Annotated in this window: 15 protein-coding genes, 1 pseudogene and 1 riboswitch; of the genes and pseudogenes, 8 read left to right on the top strand and 8 right to left on the bottom strand. The window is 71.2% G+C overall.

All coding sequences use genetic code 11. The features are described 5' to 3' along the window. Nucleotides 1-176: 176 nt before the first annotated feature. Entirely contained in the window at nt 177-1,955 is a 1,779-nt protein-coding gene (gene thiC / locus ACNNMR_RS22620; protein ID WP_419996490.1) for a phosphomethylpyrimidine synthase ThiC, read from the bottom strand. Continuing rightward, nucleotides 1,948-2,084: riboswitch (TPP riboswitch) on the bottom strand. (Overlaps the previous gene by 8 nt.) Before the next feature lie 55 nt (nt 2,085-2,139). On the opposite strand from thiC, the gene ACNNMR_RS22615 reads away from it, so the two are divergent. Further along, nucleotides 2,140-3,564 carry a YibE/F family protein gene (locus ACNNMR_RS22615; RefSeq protein WP_420000440.1) on the top strand — a complete coding sequence of 475 codons (1,425 nt, stop codon included), beginning with the start codon at nt 2,140-2,142 and terminating at the stop codon, nt 3,562-3,564. A 22-nt stretch (nt 3,565-3,586) separates the two neighbouring features. Here the strand turns inward: ACNNMR_RS22615 and ACNNMR_RS22610 are convergent, their stop codons facing one another. Both ACNNMR_RS22610 and ACNNMR_RS22605 read right to left on the bottom strand, forming a co-directional pair. Next, nucleotides 3,587-3,796 (bottom strand): DUF5326 family protein, encoded by a 210-nt coding sequence (locus ACNNMR_RS22610; RefSeq protein ID WP_420000439.1) that lies wholly within the window; start codon nt 3,794-3,796, stop codon nt 3,587-3,589. A gap of 192 nt (nt 3,797-3,988) precedes the next feature. Further along, the gene (locus tag ACNNMR_RS22605) at nt 3,989-4,306 is read right to left on the bottom strand and encodes a cupin domain-containing protein (protein ID WP_419996489.1); all 318 of its coding nucleotides are present in this window, start codon (nt 4,304-4,306) and stop codon (nt 3,989-3,991) included. Nucleotides 4,307-4,354: 48 nt separating this feature from the next. On the opposite strand from ACNNMR_RS22605, the gene ACNNMR_RS22600 reads away from it, so the two are divergent. The 7 genes and pseudogenes from ACNNMR_RS22600 (at nt 4,355) to ACNNMR_RS22570 (ending at nt 9,819) form a co-directional block, all read left to right on the top strand. Then, nucleotides 4,355-4,738 carry a phage holin family protein gene (locus ACNNMR_RS22600; protein ID WP_419996488.1) on the top strand — a complete coding sequence of 128 codons (384 nt, stop codon included), beginning with the start codon at nt 4,355-4,357 and terminating at the stop codon, nt 4,736-4,738. 91 nt (nt 4,739-4,829) lie between these two features. Continuing rightward, nucleotides 4,830-5,435, top strand: coding sequence for a low molecular weight protein-tyrosine-phosphatase (locus tag ACNNMR_RS22595; protein ID WP_419996487.1), 606 nt, complete (start codon nt 4,830-4,832; stop codon nt 5,433-5,435). Further along, complete coding sequence (locus tag ACNNMR_RS22590; RefSeq protein WP_419996486.1) at nt 5,432-6,340, top strand: fructosamine kinase family protein; 909 nt, start codon at nt 5,432-5,434, stop codon at nt 6,338-6,340. Before ACNNMR_RS22595 ends, ACNNMR_RS22590 begins: the two co-directional genes overlap by 4 nt. A gap of 136 nt (nt 6,341-6,476) precedes the next feature. Further along, entirely contained in the window at nt 6,477-7,646 is a 1,170-nt protein-coding gene (locus ACNNMR_RS22585; protein ID WP_419996485.1) for a cystathionine gamma-lyase, read from the top strand. A gap of 118 nt (nt 7,647-7,764) precedes the next feature. Next, nucleotides 7,765-8,130: a hypothetical protein gene (locus ACNNMR_RS22580; RefSeq protein ID WP_419996484.1), complete on the top strand. Its 366-nt coding sequence runs from the start codon at nt 7,765-7,767 to the stop codon at nt 8,128-8,130. Between the two features lie 242 nt (nt 8,131-8,372). Further along, nucleotides 8,373-9,231: pseudogene (locus ACNNMR_RS22575) on the top strand (LysR family transcriptional regulator). Nucleotides 9,232-9,324: 93 nt separating this feature from the next. Further along, nucleotides 9,325-9,819: an NUDIX domain-containing protein gene (locus tag ACNNMR_RS22570; protein ID WP_419996483.1), complete on the top strand. Its 495-nt coding sequence runs from the start codon at nt 9,325-9,327 to the stop codon at nt 9,817-9,819. Between the two features lie 26 nt (nt 9,820-9,845). Here ACNNMR_RS22570 and ACNNMR_RS22565 read toward each other — a convergent pair whose 3' ends face one another. The 5 genes from ACNNMR_RS22565 to ACNNMR_RS22545 form a co-directional block, all read right to left on the bottom strand. Further along, on the bottom strand, nt 9,846-11,171 hold the full coding sequence (locus ACNNMR_RS22565) for a globin domain-containing protein (protein ID WP_419996482.1): 1,326 nt from the start codon (nt 11,169-11,171) through the stop codon (nt 9,846-9,848). Nucleotides 11,172-11,385: 214 nt separating this feature from the next. Further along, complete coding sequence (locus ACNNMR_RS22560; RefSeq protein WP_419996481.1) at nt 11,386-12,015, bottom strand: HAD family hydrolase; 630 nt, start codon at nt 12,013-12,015, stop codon at nt 11,386-11,388. A 41-nt stretch (nt 12,016-12,056) separates the two neighbouring features. Beyond that, the gene (locus ACNNMR_RS22555) at nt 12,057-12,953 is read right to left on the bottom strand and encodes a hypothetical protein (protein WP_419996480.1); all 897 of its coding nucleotides are present in this window, start codon (nt 12,951-12,953) and stop codon (nt 12,057-12,059) included. Nucleotides 12,954-13,121: 168 nt separating this feature from the next. Beyond that, nucleotides 13,122-14,105, bottom strand: a complete 984-nt coding sequence (locus tag ACNNMR_RS22550; protein ID WP_419996479.1) for a metallophosphoesterase — start codon at nt 14,103-14,105, stop codon at nt 13,122-13,124. A gap of 212 nt (nt 14,106-14,317) precedes the next feature. After that, nucleotides 14,318-15,412 (bottom strand): LacI family DNA-binding transcriptional regulator, encoded by a 1,095-nt coding sequence (locus ACNNMR_RS22545; RefSeq protein ID WP_419996478.1) that lies wholly within the window; start codon nt 15,410-15,412, stop codon nt 14,318-14,320. Nucleotides 15,413-15,542: the final 130 nt, after the last annotated feature.

Raw genomic sequence — 15,542 nt, 5'->3', positions numbered from 1 at the left:
CGGGCCCGTCTTCGTTCGCAGGTACTAGTGGGACCCACTAACGACGAGAAGAACGATACCAGTGTTAACGCACTTCGGGTTGGTCAGACGACCTTGAATGAGGTCAGCACTGGCAAGGTCAGTCAGGTAGCCCATCCCGTCGCGGCTGGGCTACCTCACCGGACCTGGCTAGGTCGTCAATCCGCAAGCGGTAGGTAGACGCGGTTGCCAGCCGCCGCGAACTCCTTTGACTTCTCCAGCATCCCAGCCTCGATCTCCTCCCGGGTGGCGTCCGCGTCGCCGCCGAACTGCTCTGTGATGCTTCGACTAATCTTCATCGAGCAGAATTTCGGGCCGCACATCGAGCAGAAGTGCGCGGTCTTCGCCGGCTCCGCCGGGAGGGTTTCGTCGTGGAATTCGCGGGCGGTGTCCGGGTCGAGGGCCAGGTTGAACTGGTCTTCCCAGCGGAACTCGAAGCGGGCGTCCGAGAGGGCGTCGTCCCAGTCCTGGGCACCGGGGTGGCCCTTGGCCAGGTCGGCGGCGTGGGCCGCGATTTTGTACGTGATGACGCCGGTCTTCACGTCGTCGCGGTCCGGGAGGCCGAGGTGCTCCTTCGGTGTTACGTAGCAGAGCATGGCCGTGCCCCACCACGCGATCATCGCGGCGCCGATGCCGGACGTGATGTGGTCGTACGCGGGCGCGATGTCGGTCGCCAGCGGGCCGAGCGTGTAGAACGGGGCTTCCTCGCAGATCTCCTGCTGCAGGTCCACGTTCTCCTTGATCTTGTGCATCGGGACGTGGCCCGGGCCCTCGATCATGGTCTGCACGCCGTGCGACTTGGCGATCCGGTTCAGCTCGCCGAGCGTGCGCAGCTCCGCGAACTGCGCCTCGTCGTTGGCGTCCGCGATGGAGCCCGGGCGGAGGCCGTCGCCGAGGGAGAAGGTGACGTCGTAGGAAGCGAGGATGTCGCAGAGCTCGGCGAAGTTCTCGTAGAGGAACGACTCCTTGTGGTGTGCCAGGCACCACGCCGCCATGATCGAGCCGCCGCGGGAGACGATGCCGGTCTTGCGGCGGGCGGTCAGCGGGACGTAGCGGAGGAGGACGCCCGCGTGGACCGTCATGTAGTCGACGCCCTGCTCGGCCTGCTCGATGATCGTGTCCTTGTAGATCTCCCAGGTGAGGTCTTCCGCCCGGCCGTCGACCTTTTCCAGGGCCTGGTAGAGGGGGACCGTGCCGATCGGGACGGGGGAGTTGCGGAGGACCCATTCCCGAGTGGTGTGGATGTTGCGGCCCGTCGAGAGGTCCATGACCGTGTCGGCGCCCCAGCGGGTCGCCCAGGTCATCTTCTCCACCTCCTCCTCGATGGAGGAGGTCACCGCCGAGTTGCCGATGTTGGCGTTGACCTTCACCAGGAAGTTCTTGCCGATGATCATCGGCTCGATCTCGGGGTGGTTGACGTTGGCCGGGAGGACGGCGCGGCCCGCGGCGATCTCGTCGCGTACGAACTCGGCCGTCACGTTCTCGCGGATCGCGACGTACTGCATCTCCGCCGTGATCTCGCCCCGGCGCGCGTACGCGAGCTGCGTCACCGGCTCGCCGGTGCGGCCGCGGCGCGGCTGCCGGGGGCGGCCTGGGAAGACCGCGTCCAGGTTGCGGAGGCCGCCGCGCGGCGATGTGTGCTTGATGCCGTCGTCTTCGGGGCGCAGCTCGCGCCCCGCATAGTCCTCGGTGTCGCCGCGAGCGATGATCCAGTTCTCGCGGAGGGGGGCGAGGCCGCGGCGGACGTCGGTGGTGACGTCCGGGTCGGTGTACGGACCCGAGGTGTCGTACAGCGTCACGGCCTTGCCGTTGGTGAGGTGCACCCGCCGGACCCCGACCTGGAGGTCGGGGCGCGATCCGGTGAGATAGCCCTTGTGCCAGCCGATCTGCTGCTCGGTCTGCGCGTTTTCAGGCGTGCGTGCATCCTGCGAGGTCATGAGACCCACTCCCTACGCCGGCATTACCCGGTAACAGGTTCGGCGGTCGACGCAGCGGTCGCGGATCCCTCTTGGATCCGGCGTCAGCGCCCTCTCAGCCCGGTGCTCCGAGCTCCCGCGATTGCAAAGGTTGACCCTCACGCTAGCCGGTGGGTGCGCCGCCCCGAAAGGGGGCCCTGGAATGATGCGCCCCGTGACCCACTCGCACAGCCACTCGCACAGCCATGATCACGAGCCCGCCCGGCCCGCCTCGCACCACCTGCGGCGGGTGATCGCGGCGGTGTTGATCCCGTTCGCGGTCGCCGTGGTGGCCGGGATGATCGCGCTGTGGCCCGGCGGGCCGCCCGGCGGGAAGCACAGCGGGGTCGGCTTCGATCAGCAGCGCGAGACGGGGCGCGTGACGAAGATCGAGGAGGTGAAGTGCTCCGAGGTCGGGGCCGGGCTGCAGAACCCGGTCGACCCGGGCGCCGGGGAGGGCGGCGGCGGTTCCGGGGGTGACACGCCCGGGGAGCCGAAGCCGAAGAAGGACGACACGTGCGAACGGGCCACCATCGAGGTGATCAGCGGCGGCAAGCTCAAGGGCCGTACCTTCGAGCAGATCGTCACGCCCGACGCCTCCCGCCGGCTCGACCTCGGCCAGGAGCTGGTGGTGTCGTACGAGCCCAAGGCGCCGGAGGAGGTCCAGTTCGGCGTCGTGGACGTGGTGCGCGATGTGCCGATGGGGGTGCTCGCCGGGCTGTTCGCGCTGGCGGTGGTGCTGGTCGGGCGGCTGCGCGGGATGTTCGCCCTGGTGGCGCTGGGGATCAGCTTTCTGATCCTGATCGAGTTCATCCTGCCGGCGATCCTGCGGGGGTCGAATCCGCTGCTGGTCGCGGTGGTCGGGGGCAGCGCGATCATGCTGATCGCGCTGTATATGTGCCATGGCGTCAATGCCAGAACATCGGTGGCGGCGCTGGGCACCCTGGTGTCGCTCGTGGTGATCGGGGTGCTGGGCTCATTCTTCATCGGCTGGTCGAAGCTGACCGGCAATACGGAGGAGACGACCGGCACCATCCACGATCTGTTCCCGGACATCCAGATGAGCGGCCTGCTGCTGGCTGGGGTGCTGATCGGGTCGCTGGGCGTGCTCGACGATGTGACGGTGACGCAGACGTCGGCGGTCTGGGAGCTGAAGCAGGCCAATCCGGCGGCGCACTGGCGGGAGTTGTACGGATCCGCGATGCGCATCGGCCGCGATCACATCGCGTCCGTGGTGAACACGCTGGTGCTGGCGTACGCGGGTGCGGCCTTGCCGCTGCTGCTGCTCTTCTCGGTCGCCAAGGTGGGCACGGGGACGGTGGCCACGAGCGAGTTCGTGGCGGAGGAGATCGTACGGACGCTGGTCGGGTCGATCGGTCTGGTGCTGTCGGTGCCGCTGACGACGGCGCTTGCCGCGCTGGTGGTGTCGGCGGACCGGGATGGAGAGGTGGCGGCGTCGGCGCCCGCGGCGCCCGGGCCGGGAATGGGCGGCGGCTATCCCGCCGACGGCTATCCCGCGCCCCCGAACGCCCCCGCACCGCCGACAGCCCCGCCGCGCAGAGGCGGACGGGGCCGGCGCCGGAAGCGCTGACGCTGGGCCGGGGGCGGAGCGGCTACCAGTCGCTCCGCGAGTCCGACGACGAGCTGAACTTCCGTACGACAAAGACCAGCCCCGCCACGACGACGGCGAACACCAGCACCGAGAAGATGATGCCGACGATCCACTTGATCAGGCCTATCAGGCTGATGAAGGCGACAAAGGCCACGATGGGGATCGCAACCCACTTCACCCACCAGGGCAGCCCCTTGGTGACCTCACTCACAGACACGGTTGACTCCTGCTTCGCTGCATCACACCCGGATTGTTCGGGTGGTGGGGCCTCTGCCCCTATAACTCGATGCTAGGACGCGCCCCTGCCCGGCGGGAGTGCCCGCAGCCCCGGTCCTCCCCGGACCCGACCCCGAGGCGAACCCTGATAAGCATCCCCTTGGTGAGCGGGCTCAGGGGCCCGCGCTCAGCCCTCCGGCGGCGAGAACACCACCAGCACCCGCAGGTCCTCGCTGATGTGGTGGAACTTGTGCGGCGTCCCCGCCGCCACATGCACGACGCTGCCCCGGGAGACCTGCGTGGTCTCGTTCCCCACGGTGAGCGAGGCCCGGCCGGACATCACCACATAGACCTCGTCCTGGCCATGTGGCTGCTGCGGATCGCCCGATCCGGCGTTGAGCGCGTACAGGCCGACGGACATGTTCCGCTCGCGGATGAACTGCAGGTACGCTCCGTCATTCGCGCGGCGCTCCGCCTCCAGCTCGTCCAGCCGGAAAGACTTCATTGCGTCCCGCCCCTCATGATCCCGAGTGTGCTGGAAACGATCTCAACTATGACTACCTTCATCGTCAAGACCCTGGCCAATGCCGCGGCACTCGCCGCGGCGGTGTGGCTACCGTTCGTCAACGACATCACGATCGACGGAAAGGACAACGGGGAGCGCGCGCTGACGCTGATCCTCGTGGCCCTCGTCTTCGGCCTGGTGAACCTTATCGTCAAGCCGATCGTGAAGCTCCTGTCGCTCCCCCTGGTCCTGCTCTCGCTGGGCCTTTTCACGCTGATCATCAACGCGTTCATGCTGCTCCTCACCTCCTGGGTGGCAGACAAGCTCGACCTCGGCTTCCACGTGGAGCACTTCTTCTCCGGGGCCGTCCTCGGCGCCCTGGTCATCTCGATCGTGTCCTGGGCGGCGAACGCGATCCTGGACCGCGACTGAGACCGCCAGGCGGGGCAGCCCGGCGCCACCGACAGGCCCGGATTCAGGGGCGGCGGGCACGATCCGCCGCCCCTGCCGCATGATGGGGCGCATGCGTTCTCCCTTCCGTGTGTGCTTCGTCTGCACCGGCAATATCTGCCGCTCCCCGATGGCCGAGTCCGTCTTCCGGGCCCGGGTCGAGGAGGCGGGCCTCGACGGGCTGATCGAGACGGACAGCGCGGGCACCGGCGGCTGGCACCAGGGCGACGAGGCCGACCCGCGCACCGTCGGCGTGCTGGCCAGGCACGGATACGGCACCGAGCACAGCGCCCGGCAGTTCCGCCCGAGCGACTTCGCCGAGCGCGACCTGGTGCTCGCCCTGGACGCCGGGCACCAGCGCCACCTGCGCCGCCTCGCCCCCTCCGGCGACGCCGCCGACAAGGTGCGGCTGCTGCTCTCGTACGACCCGAAGGCCACGCAGCTGGACGTGCCCGACCCGTACTACGGCGGGAACGACGGCTTCGACGAGTGCCTGGAGATGATCGAGCCGGCCGCCGAGGCCCTCCTCGAAGCCATCCGCGCAGAGCTGCGCGAGCGCGGCGCGCTCGCCGACGCCGCGGGCAGCGACGCCGACCTCCCGGGCAGCGGCGACACCTCCGGCTACGGCACCGCCGGCGACCACATCTCCGGCGACGACATCCCCGCCCGCCGGCCATGACCGCCCCCGCCGTCACCGACCGCGCCGCCGCCCTGCTGGGCGCCCGCGTGACCGGCGCGCACCGGATCGGCGGCGGCGACATCGCCGAGGCCTATCGCCTCGCGCTGGCCGACGGCCGCGCCGTCTTCGCCAAGACCCTCGCCGCCGCGCCCGACGAGTTCTTCGAGGCGGAGGCCGCGGGGCTCGGCTATCTCGCGGCCACCGGTGCCGTGGCCGTGCCAGAGGTGCACGCCGTGGCGCCCGGGCTGATCCTGCTGGAGTGGATCGAGCCCGGCCCGGCCACCCCGGAGGCCGCCGAGCAGCTCGGCCGCGACCTCGCTGCCCTGCACAACACCCCGGCCGAAGCCTTCGGCAACCCGCGCCCGGGCCACCCCGCCTACATCGGCTCGCTGCCGCTGCCGTCCCCCGAACATCCCGTCCATCCCCCGGCCTCCCCCGCCGACTGGCCCCGCTTCCACGCCGATTACCGGCTGCTTCCCTTTCTACGCCGTGCCACTGACAACGCCGCCCTGACGCCCGCCGACGCCGCCGCCGTCGAGCGCCTCTGCGAGCGGCTGTACGACGGGGACGAGCAGGTCAGCGGCCCGCCCCAGGCCCCCGCCGCCATCCACGGCGACCTCTGGTCGGGCAACGTCCACTTCACCTCAGCCGGCGGCCGCCCGTACCTCATCGACCCCGCCGCGCAGGGCGGCCACCCAGAGACCGACCTGGCCTTCCTCGAACTCTTCGGCTGCCCGCACCTCGAGCGGATCACCGGCGCGTACGAGGAAGTCCGCCCCGTCTCCGGCCGCCGCGCCCGCGTCCCGCTGCACCAGCTGCACCACCTGCTGGTCCACGCCGCGCTCTTCGGCAGCGCCTACGGCGCGCAGTGCGGCGCGGCCGCCCGCGCGGTGCTGACGCAGTAGAAGAGTCCCCGCCCTCCCGGGGGCCACGCCCCTTCCAGGCTATCGTCCGCCCCCACCCCACCCCCGAGTTATCCACAGCCAGCCGAGACCAGCCCACCCGCCCCGCGCTCATGCGCCCGAAAGGACCCGACCCCCGATGTCCCCCGGCACCCCCGCGCCCCAAGACGCCACCCCCCAAGACGCCGACGCCACCCGCACCGTCCGCGCCGGCCTCCCCGACCCCGTCGCCTACGAACCCTCCCTCCCCGGCCCGGTGTTCGCCGCCCACTACCACCTCCCCGGCGAGGTCGCCGACGTCCCGTACGGCTACGGCCGCGACGCCAACCCCACCTGGACCCGCCTGGAGTCCGCCCTCGCCGAGCTCGAGTCGCCGGACGAGCCCGCCGAGGCGGTCGTCTTCGCCTCCGGCATGGCCGCGATCTCCGCCGTGCTCTTCTCGCAGCTGCGCTCCGGCGACGCCGTCGTGATCCCCGCCGACGGCTACAACCTCGTCGGCAGCGGCGCACGCGAGCGCCTGGAGGCGTACGGCATCGAGGTGCGCGCCGCGGGCACGGCGGGCGACGCCCAGGGCGAGCTGCTCGACGGCGCCGAGCTGCTCTGGCTGGAGACCCCCTCCAACCCCGGCTTGGACGTCTGCGACATCCGTCGCCTCGCCGCCGCCGCGCACGCCGCAGGCGCCCTCGTCGCTGTGGACAACACCCTCGCCACCCCGCTCGGCCAGCGCCCCCTCGACCTGGGCGCCGACTTCTCCGTGGCCAGCGGCACCAAGGGGCTGACCGGCCACGGCGACGTACTCCTCGGCTACGCCGTCACCCGGGACCCGGAACTGGCCGCCGCCCTGCGCGCGTGGCGCAAGGTCGTCGGCGCCATCCCGGGCCCCATGGAGGCCTGGCTCGCGCACCGCTCGCTCGCCACCCTTGCGCTGCGCTCGGCCCGGCAGGCCGCGAATGCGCTGGCCGTGGCGGAGTTCCTGCGCACCAGGCCGGAGGTCACGGACGTACGCCACCCGGGACTGCCCGGCGACCCGGCGCACGAGCTCGCCGCCCGCCAGATGCTCGGCGGCCGCTATGGCTGCGTCGTCGCCTTTACGCTCCCCGACCGCGCGCACGCCGAGCGCTTCCTAGAGGCGGCGCGGCTGGTGGACGAGGCGACCAGCTTCGGGTCCGTGCGCACCAGTGCGGAGCGGCGCGGGCGGTGGGGCGGGGATGCCGTGCCGGAGGGCTTCATCCGGTTCTCGGCGGGGATTGAGGAATCCGCCGATCTGGTTGCTGACCTGCATAAAGCGCTGAATGCAGCCAGTTCATAGCGGGATAAATGTGGCATAAGGGTGAGAGGTGTGGCCTCATGGAGTGAGGGGAGGCCGCTGGCGCCTTCGGCTACCTGCCAGACCGACGCCGCGGAACAGCTCTCACAGGGAGATAGTCATGCGGAAGATCGCAGCAGCTGTGGGGACCTCCGCGATAATCGCGCTGGCCCCGCTTACCACCGCAGCAGCCGCCGCCCCGGCGGACACTCACGAAGGCACGAGCTCCAGCGTCACCCAGCAGACCGACAAGGGTCCCAAGGGCGACAAGGGCGACCGTGGCCCGAAGGGTGACAGCGCGAGCAACTGGGGCTGGCTGGGCGCCACCGGTCTGCTGGGTCTGCTGGGTCTCGCGAAGCGCAGCCCGGCACCGAGCTACAGCAGCACCGCCACCCGTACCACCGGTACGACGCGGACCTACGGTGACACCGGGACGACCCGTAACCTCGGCGACACCCGTAACCTCGGCGACTCGGACCGCTACTGACCCGGCGGCACCCGCAGTCACACACACCGCACCGCCCCCGGAGTCTCGCGATTCCGGGGGCGGTGGTCTGCGTGCCCGCGCTCACCGCGGCCGGGCGCCGGCCCCGAGCCTCCCCCCCTGTGGCTCGGGGACCGGCGGGCCGGTCGCTACGCGCGAAGAACGCGAGACACAAGGCTAGTTGACTCTCGGTCAGTGTCCAATCACGGTTTCGCGGCCGACCTATCGACATATTTATAGATGGCATGGATCTGTCACTGCTGCGCACCTTCGTCGCCGTCCACCGGGCGGGCTCCCTCACGAGGGCCGCCACCCACCTGGGCCTCTCGCAGCCGGCGGTCACCGCTCAGATCCACGCCCTGGAGCGGCAGCTCGGCAAGCCGCTGTTCGTCCGCGGCGCGCGCGGCGTGACACCTACGACGCTGGGCGACGAGCTCCGCCCACAAGGCCGCCCCGCACCTGGACGCCCTCCAGGCCCTCACCGGCAGCGGGACGGACGCCACCGGGCCACCCGCCTCCCTGCACCTGGCCGGGCCGCCGGAGTTCGTGTCGGAGCGGGTGCTGCCCGCGCTCGCCCCGCTGGTCGCCGAGGGCTACGCGCTGCGCACCTGGCTGGGCCGCGACGATGAGGCCCTGGCGGGCCTGGCCGCGGGCCACCACGACCTCACGGTCACCGCGACCCGCCCGCACGGCCGCACCCTGACCACCGCGCCGCTGTGGGACGAGGAGCAGGTGCTGGTCGCCGCGGCACCCTGGGCGGGCGTCCCGGTCGACGAGGTCCCCGTCGTGGAGGTGCACGAGTCGCTGCCCTTCGTACGCCGCTACTGGTCAGAGGTGTACGACGCCAAGCCCACCGCCCCCGGCGCCATCGTCGTCCCCGACCTGCGCGCGGCCCTGCACTGCGCCATCGCGGGCGCAGGACTCGCGGTCCTGCCCCGCTACCTGTGTGCGCAGGCACTGTCCCAAGGAGACGTCATCGCTATAGAGCGGCACCCGGAGCCCCCGCTGCGCACCTACTTCCTCTCCGTACGGGCAGGCACGCTCGGCCGCCCCCACCTGGCCCGCGCCCAGGAGCAGCTCATGACCGCCGCCGCGGGGTGGTGAAGAGGCGCGGACAGGGCGCGAAGGCGCCACTTTCGGCGCCACAACCGGCGAGTAGGACGTTTCGGCGCCCGCCTGGCGAGCCACACTCAAGCCATGACCGAACGGCCCGTGGTCAAACGCACCGCCCGCGCCATCCTCCTCGACGGCGACGCCGCGTCCGATCTGGAAATGATCCTCATCAAGCGCACCAAGCCCGGCCACGAGCCGTACTGGATCACGCCGGGCGGCGGCGTCGAGCCGGAGGACGCGACGGTCGTCGACGCGCTGCACCGCGAGGTGGACGAGGAGCTCGGCGCCAAGGTCTCGGACGTCGTCCCCGCCTTCGTCGATACGGTCCGCCACTCCACGCACCACGCCGCGCACGGCGTGAAGGTGCAGCACTTCTTCGTCTGCCGGCTGCAGACCATGGACCTGAGCAGGCGGCACGGGCCCGAGGTGGACGAGCCGTGTGGGCAGTACGACGTGGTGCGGATCCCGTTCAGCCGGGAGGGGATCGCCTCGGTGGAGGTGGTGCCGCCGAGCCTGCGCGCGTATCTGAGCGCCAATATCGAGGGCGTACGGGCGCTGCTGGCGGATGACCTGGGCTAGGTGCCGTCGAGGGCTGCCACGCCCCGTCAGGTGCCGTAATAGAGCAGCTCCTCCAGCGAGTCGTGCCGTATCCGCGCCGCCGGGATGCCCGAGGCGGTCAGCGCTTCCACGCCGCCGCGGATCATGCCGAGTGGCCCGGCGAGATATGCGGAGAAGCCCGGCCACGGGCCGTGCTGGCCGACCGCGGCGGGCAGGTCGCCGACCACCGGGTGCAGGGTGAGCCACGGGTGCGCCTGGTCCCAGCGGCGCAGGGTGTCCATGTCGTAGAGGTCGTCGGGGCGGCGGGCGCCGTAGAAGAGCTCGACGCGGCGGTGCCAGCCGACCGATGGGGTGTGCCGCGCGACGTCCTCGACCAGGGCGCGGATGGGCGCGATGCCGGTGCCGCCGCCGAGGCAGAGGAGGGCGTTGTCAGTGTCGTGGTCTACGGTCAAATTGCCGGTGGCGGGGCCGAGTCGGATGACGTCGCCGGGGCGCGCCCGGTGCACGAGCGCGTTCGAGACCCAGCCGGCGGGGACGGCGCGGATGTGGAAGGACAGCAGGTTGTCGGCGCGGGGAGCGCAGGCGAAGGAGTAGTGCCGCCAGACGCGGGGCCACCAGGGGGTCTCCACGGCGGCGTACTGACCGGGGGTGAAGGGATAGTGCTGGTCCGGGCGTACGGTGATGATCGCGATGTCGGCGGTGCGCTGGTCGTGCGAGACGACCTCGGCGAGCCACCAGGGGGGCGTGTGCCGCTCGTCCTCGGCGGCGGCGTCGATCATCGTCTGCGAGACCGCGGTATAGGCGCGTACCCAGGCGGCCTCGGTGTCCTCGTCCCAGGTGCAGGTGGCGTGCTGGGCGAGCGCGGCGAGCAGGCAGTCGCCGACGGCGGGGTAATACTCGGCGCGGGTGCCGTATTTGCGGTGTCCGCGGCCTAATTGAGCCAGGTAGGCGGCCAGCTTCTGCGGGTTGTCCACTTGCTCGGCGGCGGTGAGCAGCGCCTTGAAGAGCCGGTCCCGCTGCACATCCATCTGCCCCGGGAAGAGCACCCGCAGGTCGGGGTAGTAGATGAAGAGCAGCGCGTAGAAGTAGGAGGTCACCCGGTCGGCGATGGGGGCGATCTCGTCGAGCGTGCGACGGATGCGGAGGGCATCGGGGGAGGGCTCGGGGGGCGGTGGGGGGTCGGCCGCGGGTATGGCTCCCGCCGTGCCCGTGGGTATGCGGTGGTCGGCCGGGCCCGCGTCCGGCGGCGGGTCCGCCGGGCCCTGCTTGTCCAGCCGGACGCCGCGCGGCGGTGACCCGTCTCGTGCGCCTGCGTCGGGGTCCGCCGCGGGTGTGCCGCCCTCGGGGCGCATCGTGCTGGGAGCGTCTGTCATCCTGCCTCGGTGCCACTTGCTGTTCGCGCCGGCATGGCATGGTGCCGCGCGCGTGCGCCCGAGAGTGTCACCCACAGGAGTGGTACGGAGCGAAACCGCCGAACCACCCTCCGCAGCCGCGGAGTTGCCGCTAAAGTGCCCCGCCGCTCCGGAGCAGCCCCAGGCCCCAGCCCCAGGCCCCAGGCCCCAGGGCGGCCCAGCGCCCCACGGCGCCCTAGCGCACCAGCCCGTAGGCCTCGCGCAGATCGCGCCCGTCGTACGCACAGGAGGCGAGCCCGCTGACGTGGTGATCGGCGTTGACCGCGACCGACCGCGGCACCGCCGCGAAGAGGGCCGCGTCCGACATCGAGTCGCCGTACGCGATGCAGTCCGCCCGCCCGAGCCCGTACGCCGCACACAGCTCGTCCGCGATCCGCACCTTGTCCTCGGGCGCCAGGATGCCCGCGGCATCGATCGTCTGGTGCTCGCCGAAGGGGAACGGCGGGAACCGCGACCCGTGCGCCGCGTGCACGCCCCAGTCCAGCAGCCGCTCCACGAAGAACCCGGGCGACATCGAGATCACCGCGCTCCGCTCCCCGCGCGCGGTGATGTCCGCCCACACCTCGGAGATCCCGTCGACCCAGGGCGCGGCGGCGAAGGCCGCGGCGATGACGTCCTCCGTGAGCCCCTGCCACATCCGGTGGGCGCGCACGGCGTATCCGTACGTATCGAGCTCCCCGGCGGTGAAGGCCGCGTCCAGCGCCCGGAACTCCGCGGTCAGCCCCAGCCGCCCGGCGAGCTGGACATTGGCGGAGGAGCCGTGCAGCAGCGTGCCGTCCATGTCGAAGAGATGCAGCCGCGTCATTCCGGCGAGGCTACCCGCTGGACTCGCACCCCCGCACGCCCTCAGTCCGGCTCATGATCAGGCCCGCCGTAATCGGGACTGGTGAAGTCCGGGCTCGAATACCGCGGGCCGTCCCCCGTCGGCGAGGCCCCGTCGTCCGGGCTCGTGAAGCCGGGCCGCGAGTAGCCGAGCCGGGGCGTACGGCCGGAGCCCGCAGGATCGCGCGTGGACAGCGTGTACGTCCCCGGGGCCGCCCCGGAGCCCGACGAGGCCAGCGCCTCCCGCAGGAAGGGCAGGATGCCCCGTTCCAGCAGCGCCTGCTGCCAGGCTTCTCTCGCCTCCGCCACCTCCCGCACCATCCCGGTCCTGCTGGCCGCCCTGATCGAGGTGGAGCCGTTCTTCAGCGCCGTGAGCAGCAGCGCGGTCATCGCCACCAGGATCGTGGCGGCGGCGAGCGCCGCGAACACCCAGCCCGCCGCCCGCAGCGGCGCCGCCGCGGCCGGCTCCGGATGCAGCATGTGCAGCGCGTACCCGACCAGCAGGAAGATCACGGCGGCCGTCCCGGCCAGCACCGGCGCGAGCACCGCGACGACCGCGGCGAGCCCGGCACCACCGCTCTCCACCGCCATGTTCCCCATGACGGTGGACAGCCCGACGCCGCCCGACCCGCCACCGGACCCGCCGGATCCACCGGACCCGCCCTCGCCATCCGGCCGCGACGTGGGCCGCCGCAGCTCCTCCCGCACCCGCACGTAGTGCGTGTACTCCTCCGAGGCGCACGCGCAGATCGCCGAGACCGCGCTCAGCGCCATCGTGCGCAACTGCTCCATGTTGAGCGGCTCGGCGGCCCCGGACAGGGCGGAATCGCCGGAGCGATACCCGGCCGTGTGCAGGGCCGTATCGAGGACCCGCTCGAAATCCGGCCGGTCCTCGGTCAGCAACTGCGGCGCGCTGCTCATGTCGGCATCCCCCGATGCTTGGGCGTGACGGACGCGGACTGCCTTGAGCCAAACCCCGGTGATCCAGGGATACCGGGGCTCCCCCTCTCTGCCCCCTCCGCGCAGACCCTAAAGGGATGGTAGAGCGCACTGCGCACACCCGATAAGGGTGTTTCCGGAATTAAACCCTCAGGTGCCCAGGGGGAGTTGTACAACGAGGAGCTTTCCCGACATGGTCACGCCCCCGTCCATTGCGATCGCGAGCTCGTCAGCGTACACATGCGGCCCCCGCACCGCAGCCGCTCGCTCCTCCCGCTCGGCGGCCTCGTCGTGCACCTCGCCCAGCAGATACGGGATGGGGCTGTGCCCGTGCACCACCCGCTGCCCGCCGAAGACCTGCAGCAACTCGCGGACCGCCTTGGGCCCCTCGGCCTCGTCCCGGAAGGCGAAGCGCTTGGTGAATTTACGGAACAGATCCCAGGTCTCGTCCGCGTCCGACCGGCTGACGATCTCGCGCACCGTGTCGTTGACGGCGTCGATCGAATTGCCGTAGTCGAGATACGCCGTCGTGTCGGAGTGCACCAGCAGATGGCCGTCCTCCTCCTCGATGGCGTCGAGCCGGGACATCCACTGCAGATGCACGTCCTGCAGCCGCTCCATGTCCTGCCGCTGCCCGCCGTTGAGCAGCCAGGCGGCCTGGAACGAGGCGGTGCCCGCGCCGGAGTTCACCGGGGTGTCGCCGAAGCGGTGGGCGCCGATGAGCAGCAGCTCGTGATTGCCCATGAGCGCCTTGCAGTACCCGCCGGCGGCGGCGGCCTCGGCCGACAGCTGCATGACGAGTTCGATCACGCCGATGCCGTCGGGCCCGCGGTCGGTGAAGTCCCCGAGGAACCACACGCGCGAGTTCCCCGCGGACCAGTGCCCCTCGGCGTCGATCAGCCGCTGGGCCCGCATGGCCTCGTGCAGCTCGTCGAGATAGCCGTGCACATCGCCGATGACGTACAGCGGTCCGTACTCCGAGGAGTCGTCCCGCCGCTTGATCACCGGGAGGTCCCGCTGCGTGGGGGTATACCCGTCATCCTGCTCGGGCTGAGCGCCCACGGGCGCGTATGCGGGCACGGGCGGCACCGACGCCGCCCTGGCCATGGGCTCCTGACCGGCCCCCTGAGTCATCGACCCCTCCACCGAATGGTCCTTATGCACCGGACGGACCACCTGGTCGGCAGCGGCCCGCGGTGTTGTGCGCCCATCATAGGAACGCCGGTGGCGGGATGTGGCATAGCAGGGGCCGCCAATCGGATCCGGTGCGGCGACCGCCGGGGACTTTGCGGCCTATTTGCGACAAAAGATCTGGGGGCTGAGCTGTTTTCAAGCCCCCAGACCCCCTACGCGGGACGGCGCGGCGCGCTGACCACGGTGCGTTTCGGACGCCGCTCGGAGGACGTCCGCACGATGAGCTCCGTCGGTATCACCTGCTCCACGGGCCGGCCGGCGTCCACGCCCTCGATCGCGTCGATCAGCAGCTGGATGACGGCGGTGCCGATCCGCCGCGGCTTCAGCGACAGCGTGGTGATCGGCGGGTCGGTGGTGGCGTAACCGGCGGACTCGCTGCAGGTGACCAGCAGCAGATCGTCGGGGACCCGCAGGCCGTAGCGCCGGGCGGCGGCCAGCAGGTCGGTGCCGTTGGGATCGAAGAGGCCGTATACGGCATCGGGCCGGTCCGGGCGGGCGAGCAGCCGGTCGGCGGCGACGGCGCCCGCACACGGGTCATGCGCCGGATACGCCTCGTAGACCGGATCCTGGCCGACGCGCTCGCACCAGCTCAGATACGCGGTCGTGGAAAGGCGGGTGTACGTGTCCGTGGTGGTGCCGGTGAGCAGGCCGATGCGGCGGGCGCCGGCCTCGGCGAGGTGGTCGAGCAGGCCCATCACGGCGGCCTCGTGATCGTTGTCGACCCAGGCGGTGACGGGGAGGGAGCCGGGCGGCTTGCCGTCGCTGACGACGGGGATGCCCTGCCGGACGACTTCCGAGACCACCGGATCGTGATCGCCGGGGTCGATGACGACGGTGCCGTCGAGGGCGACATTGGACCAGACGTCGTGCCGGGAGGTGGCCGGCAGGATGACCAGCGCATAGCCGCGGGCGAGCGCCGCCGAGGTGGCGGCGCGGGCCATTTCGGCGAAGTACGCGAATTCGGTGAAGGTGAACGGTTCTTCGCCGTAGGTCGTCACGGTTAAGCCGATGAGGCCGGACTTCCCGGTGCGCAGGGCGCGGGCCGCCGCGGAGGGGCGATATCCGAGGCGGTCGGCCACCTCGCGGACATGCCGCCGCGTGGTGTCGGGCAGCCTGCCCTTGCCGTTGAGCGCGTCGGACACGGTGGTGATCGAGACGCCGGCCGCCTGGGCCACGTCCCGGATGCCCGCCCGCCCCAGCCGGCGGCTGGGAGGCCGGCTCACTTGCGGTTGAATCGAGCCGGTCATACGCCTTCTTTCTCCTGCGGCTGTCTGCGGCTTGTCTTCAGGCTGTCTGACTTGGCCAGGGCTGTGATTGCGAGCTGATAGTAGGGCTCGGGTGGCCCGATTGCGGGAGAATCGGACATGGCATTCACAG

Origin of the sequence: Streptomyces boninensis, assembly GCF_048572725.1 — a bacterium.
Classification (GTDB): domain Bacteria; phylum Actinomycetota; class Actinomycetes; order Streptomycetales; family Streptomycetaceae; genus Streptomyces; species Streptomyces boninensis.
This window is presented reverse-complemented; position numbering and strand designations above follow the sequence as displayed.

Bases quoted from the DNA above. Each gene is read 5' to 3' on its own strand.
- thiC (WP_419996490.1), bottom strand. From the start codon at position 1,955: ATGACCTCGCAGGATGCACGCACGCCTGAAAACGCGCAGACCGAGCAG.
- ACNNMR_RS22615 (WP_420000440.1), top strand. From the start codon at position 2,140: ATGCGCCCCGTGACCCACTCGCACAGCCACTCGCACAGCCATGATCAC.
- ACNNMR_RS22605 (WP_419996489.1), bottom strand. From the start codon at position 4,306: ATGAAGTCTTTCCGGCTGGACGAGCTGGAGGCGGAGCGCCGCGCGAAT.
- ACNNMR_RS22600 (WP_419996488.1), top strand. From the start codon at position 4,355: ATGACTACCTTCATCGTCAAGACCCTGGCCAATGCCGCGGCACTCGCC.
- ACNNMR_RS22595 (WP_419996487.1), top strand. From the start codon at position 4,830: ATGCGTTCTCCCTTCCGTGTGTGCTTCGTCTGCACCGGCAATATCTGC.
- ACNNMR_RS22590 (WP_419996486.1), top strand. From the start codon at position 5,432: ATGACCGCCCCCGCCGTCACCGACCGCGCCGCCGCCCTGCTGGGCGCC.
- ACNNMR_RS22585 (WP_419996485.1), top strand. From the start codon at position 6,477: ATGTCCCCCGGCACCCCCGCGCCCCAAGACGCCACCCCCCAAGACGCC.
- ACNNMR_RS22580 (WP_419996484.1), top strand. From the start codon at position 7,765: ATGCGGAAGATCGCAGCAGCTGTGGGGACCTCCGCGATAATCGCGCTG.
- ACNNMR_RS22570 (WP_419996483.1), top strand. From the start codon at position 9,325: ATGACCGAACGGCCCGTGGTCAAACGCACCGCCCGCGCCATCCTCCTC.
- ACNNMR_RS22565 (WP_419996482.1), bottom strand. From the start codon at position 11,171: ATGACAGACGCTCCCAGCACGATGCGCCCCGAGGGCGGCACACCCGCG.
- ACNNMR_RS22560 (WP_419996481.1), bottom strand. From the start codon at position 12,015: ATGACGCGGCTGCATCTCTTCGACATGGACGGCACGCTGCTGCACGGC.
- ACNNMR_RS22555 (WP_419996480.1), bottom strand. From the start codon at position 12,953: ATGAGCAGCGCGCCGCAGTTGCTGACCGAGGACCGGCCGGATTTCGAG.
- ACNNMR_RS22550 (WP_419996479.1), bottom strand. From the start codon at position 14,105: ATGACTCAGGGGGCCGGTCAGGAGCCCATGGCCAGGGCGGCGTCGGTG.
- ACNNMR_RS22545 (WP_419996478.1), bottom strand. From the start codon at position 15,412: ATGACCGGCTCGATTCAACCGCAAGTGAGCCGGCCTCCCAGCCGCCGG.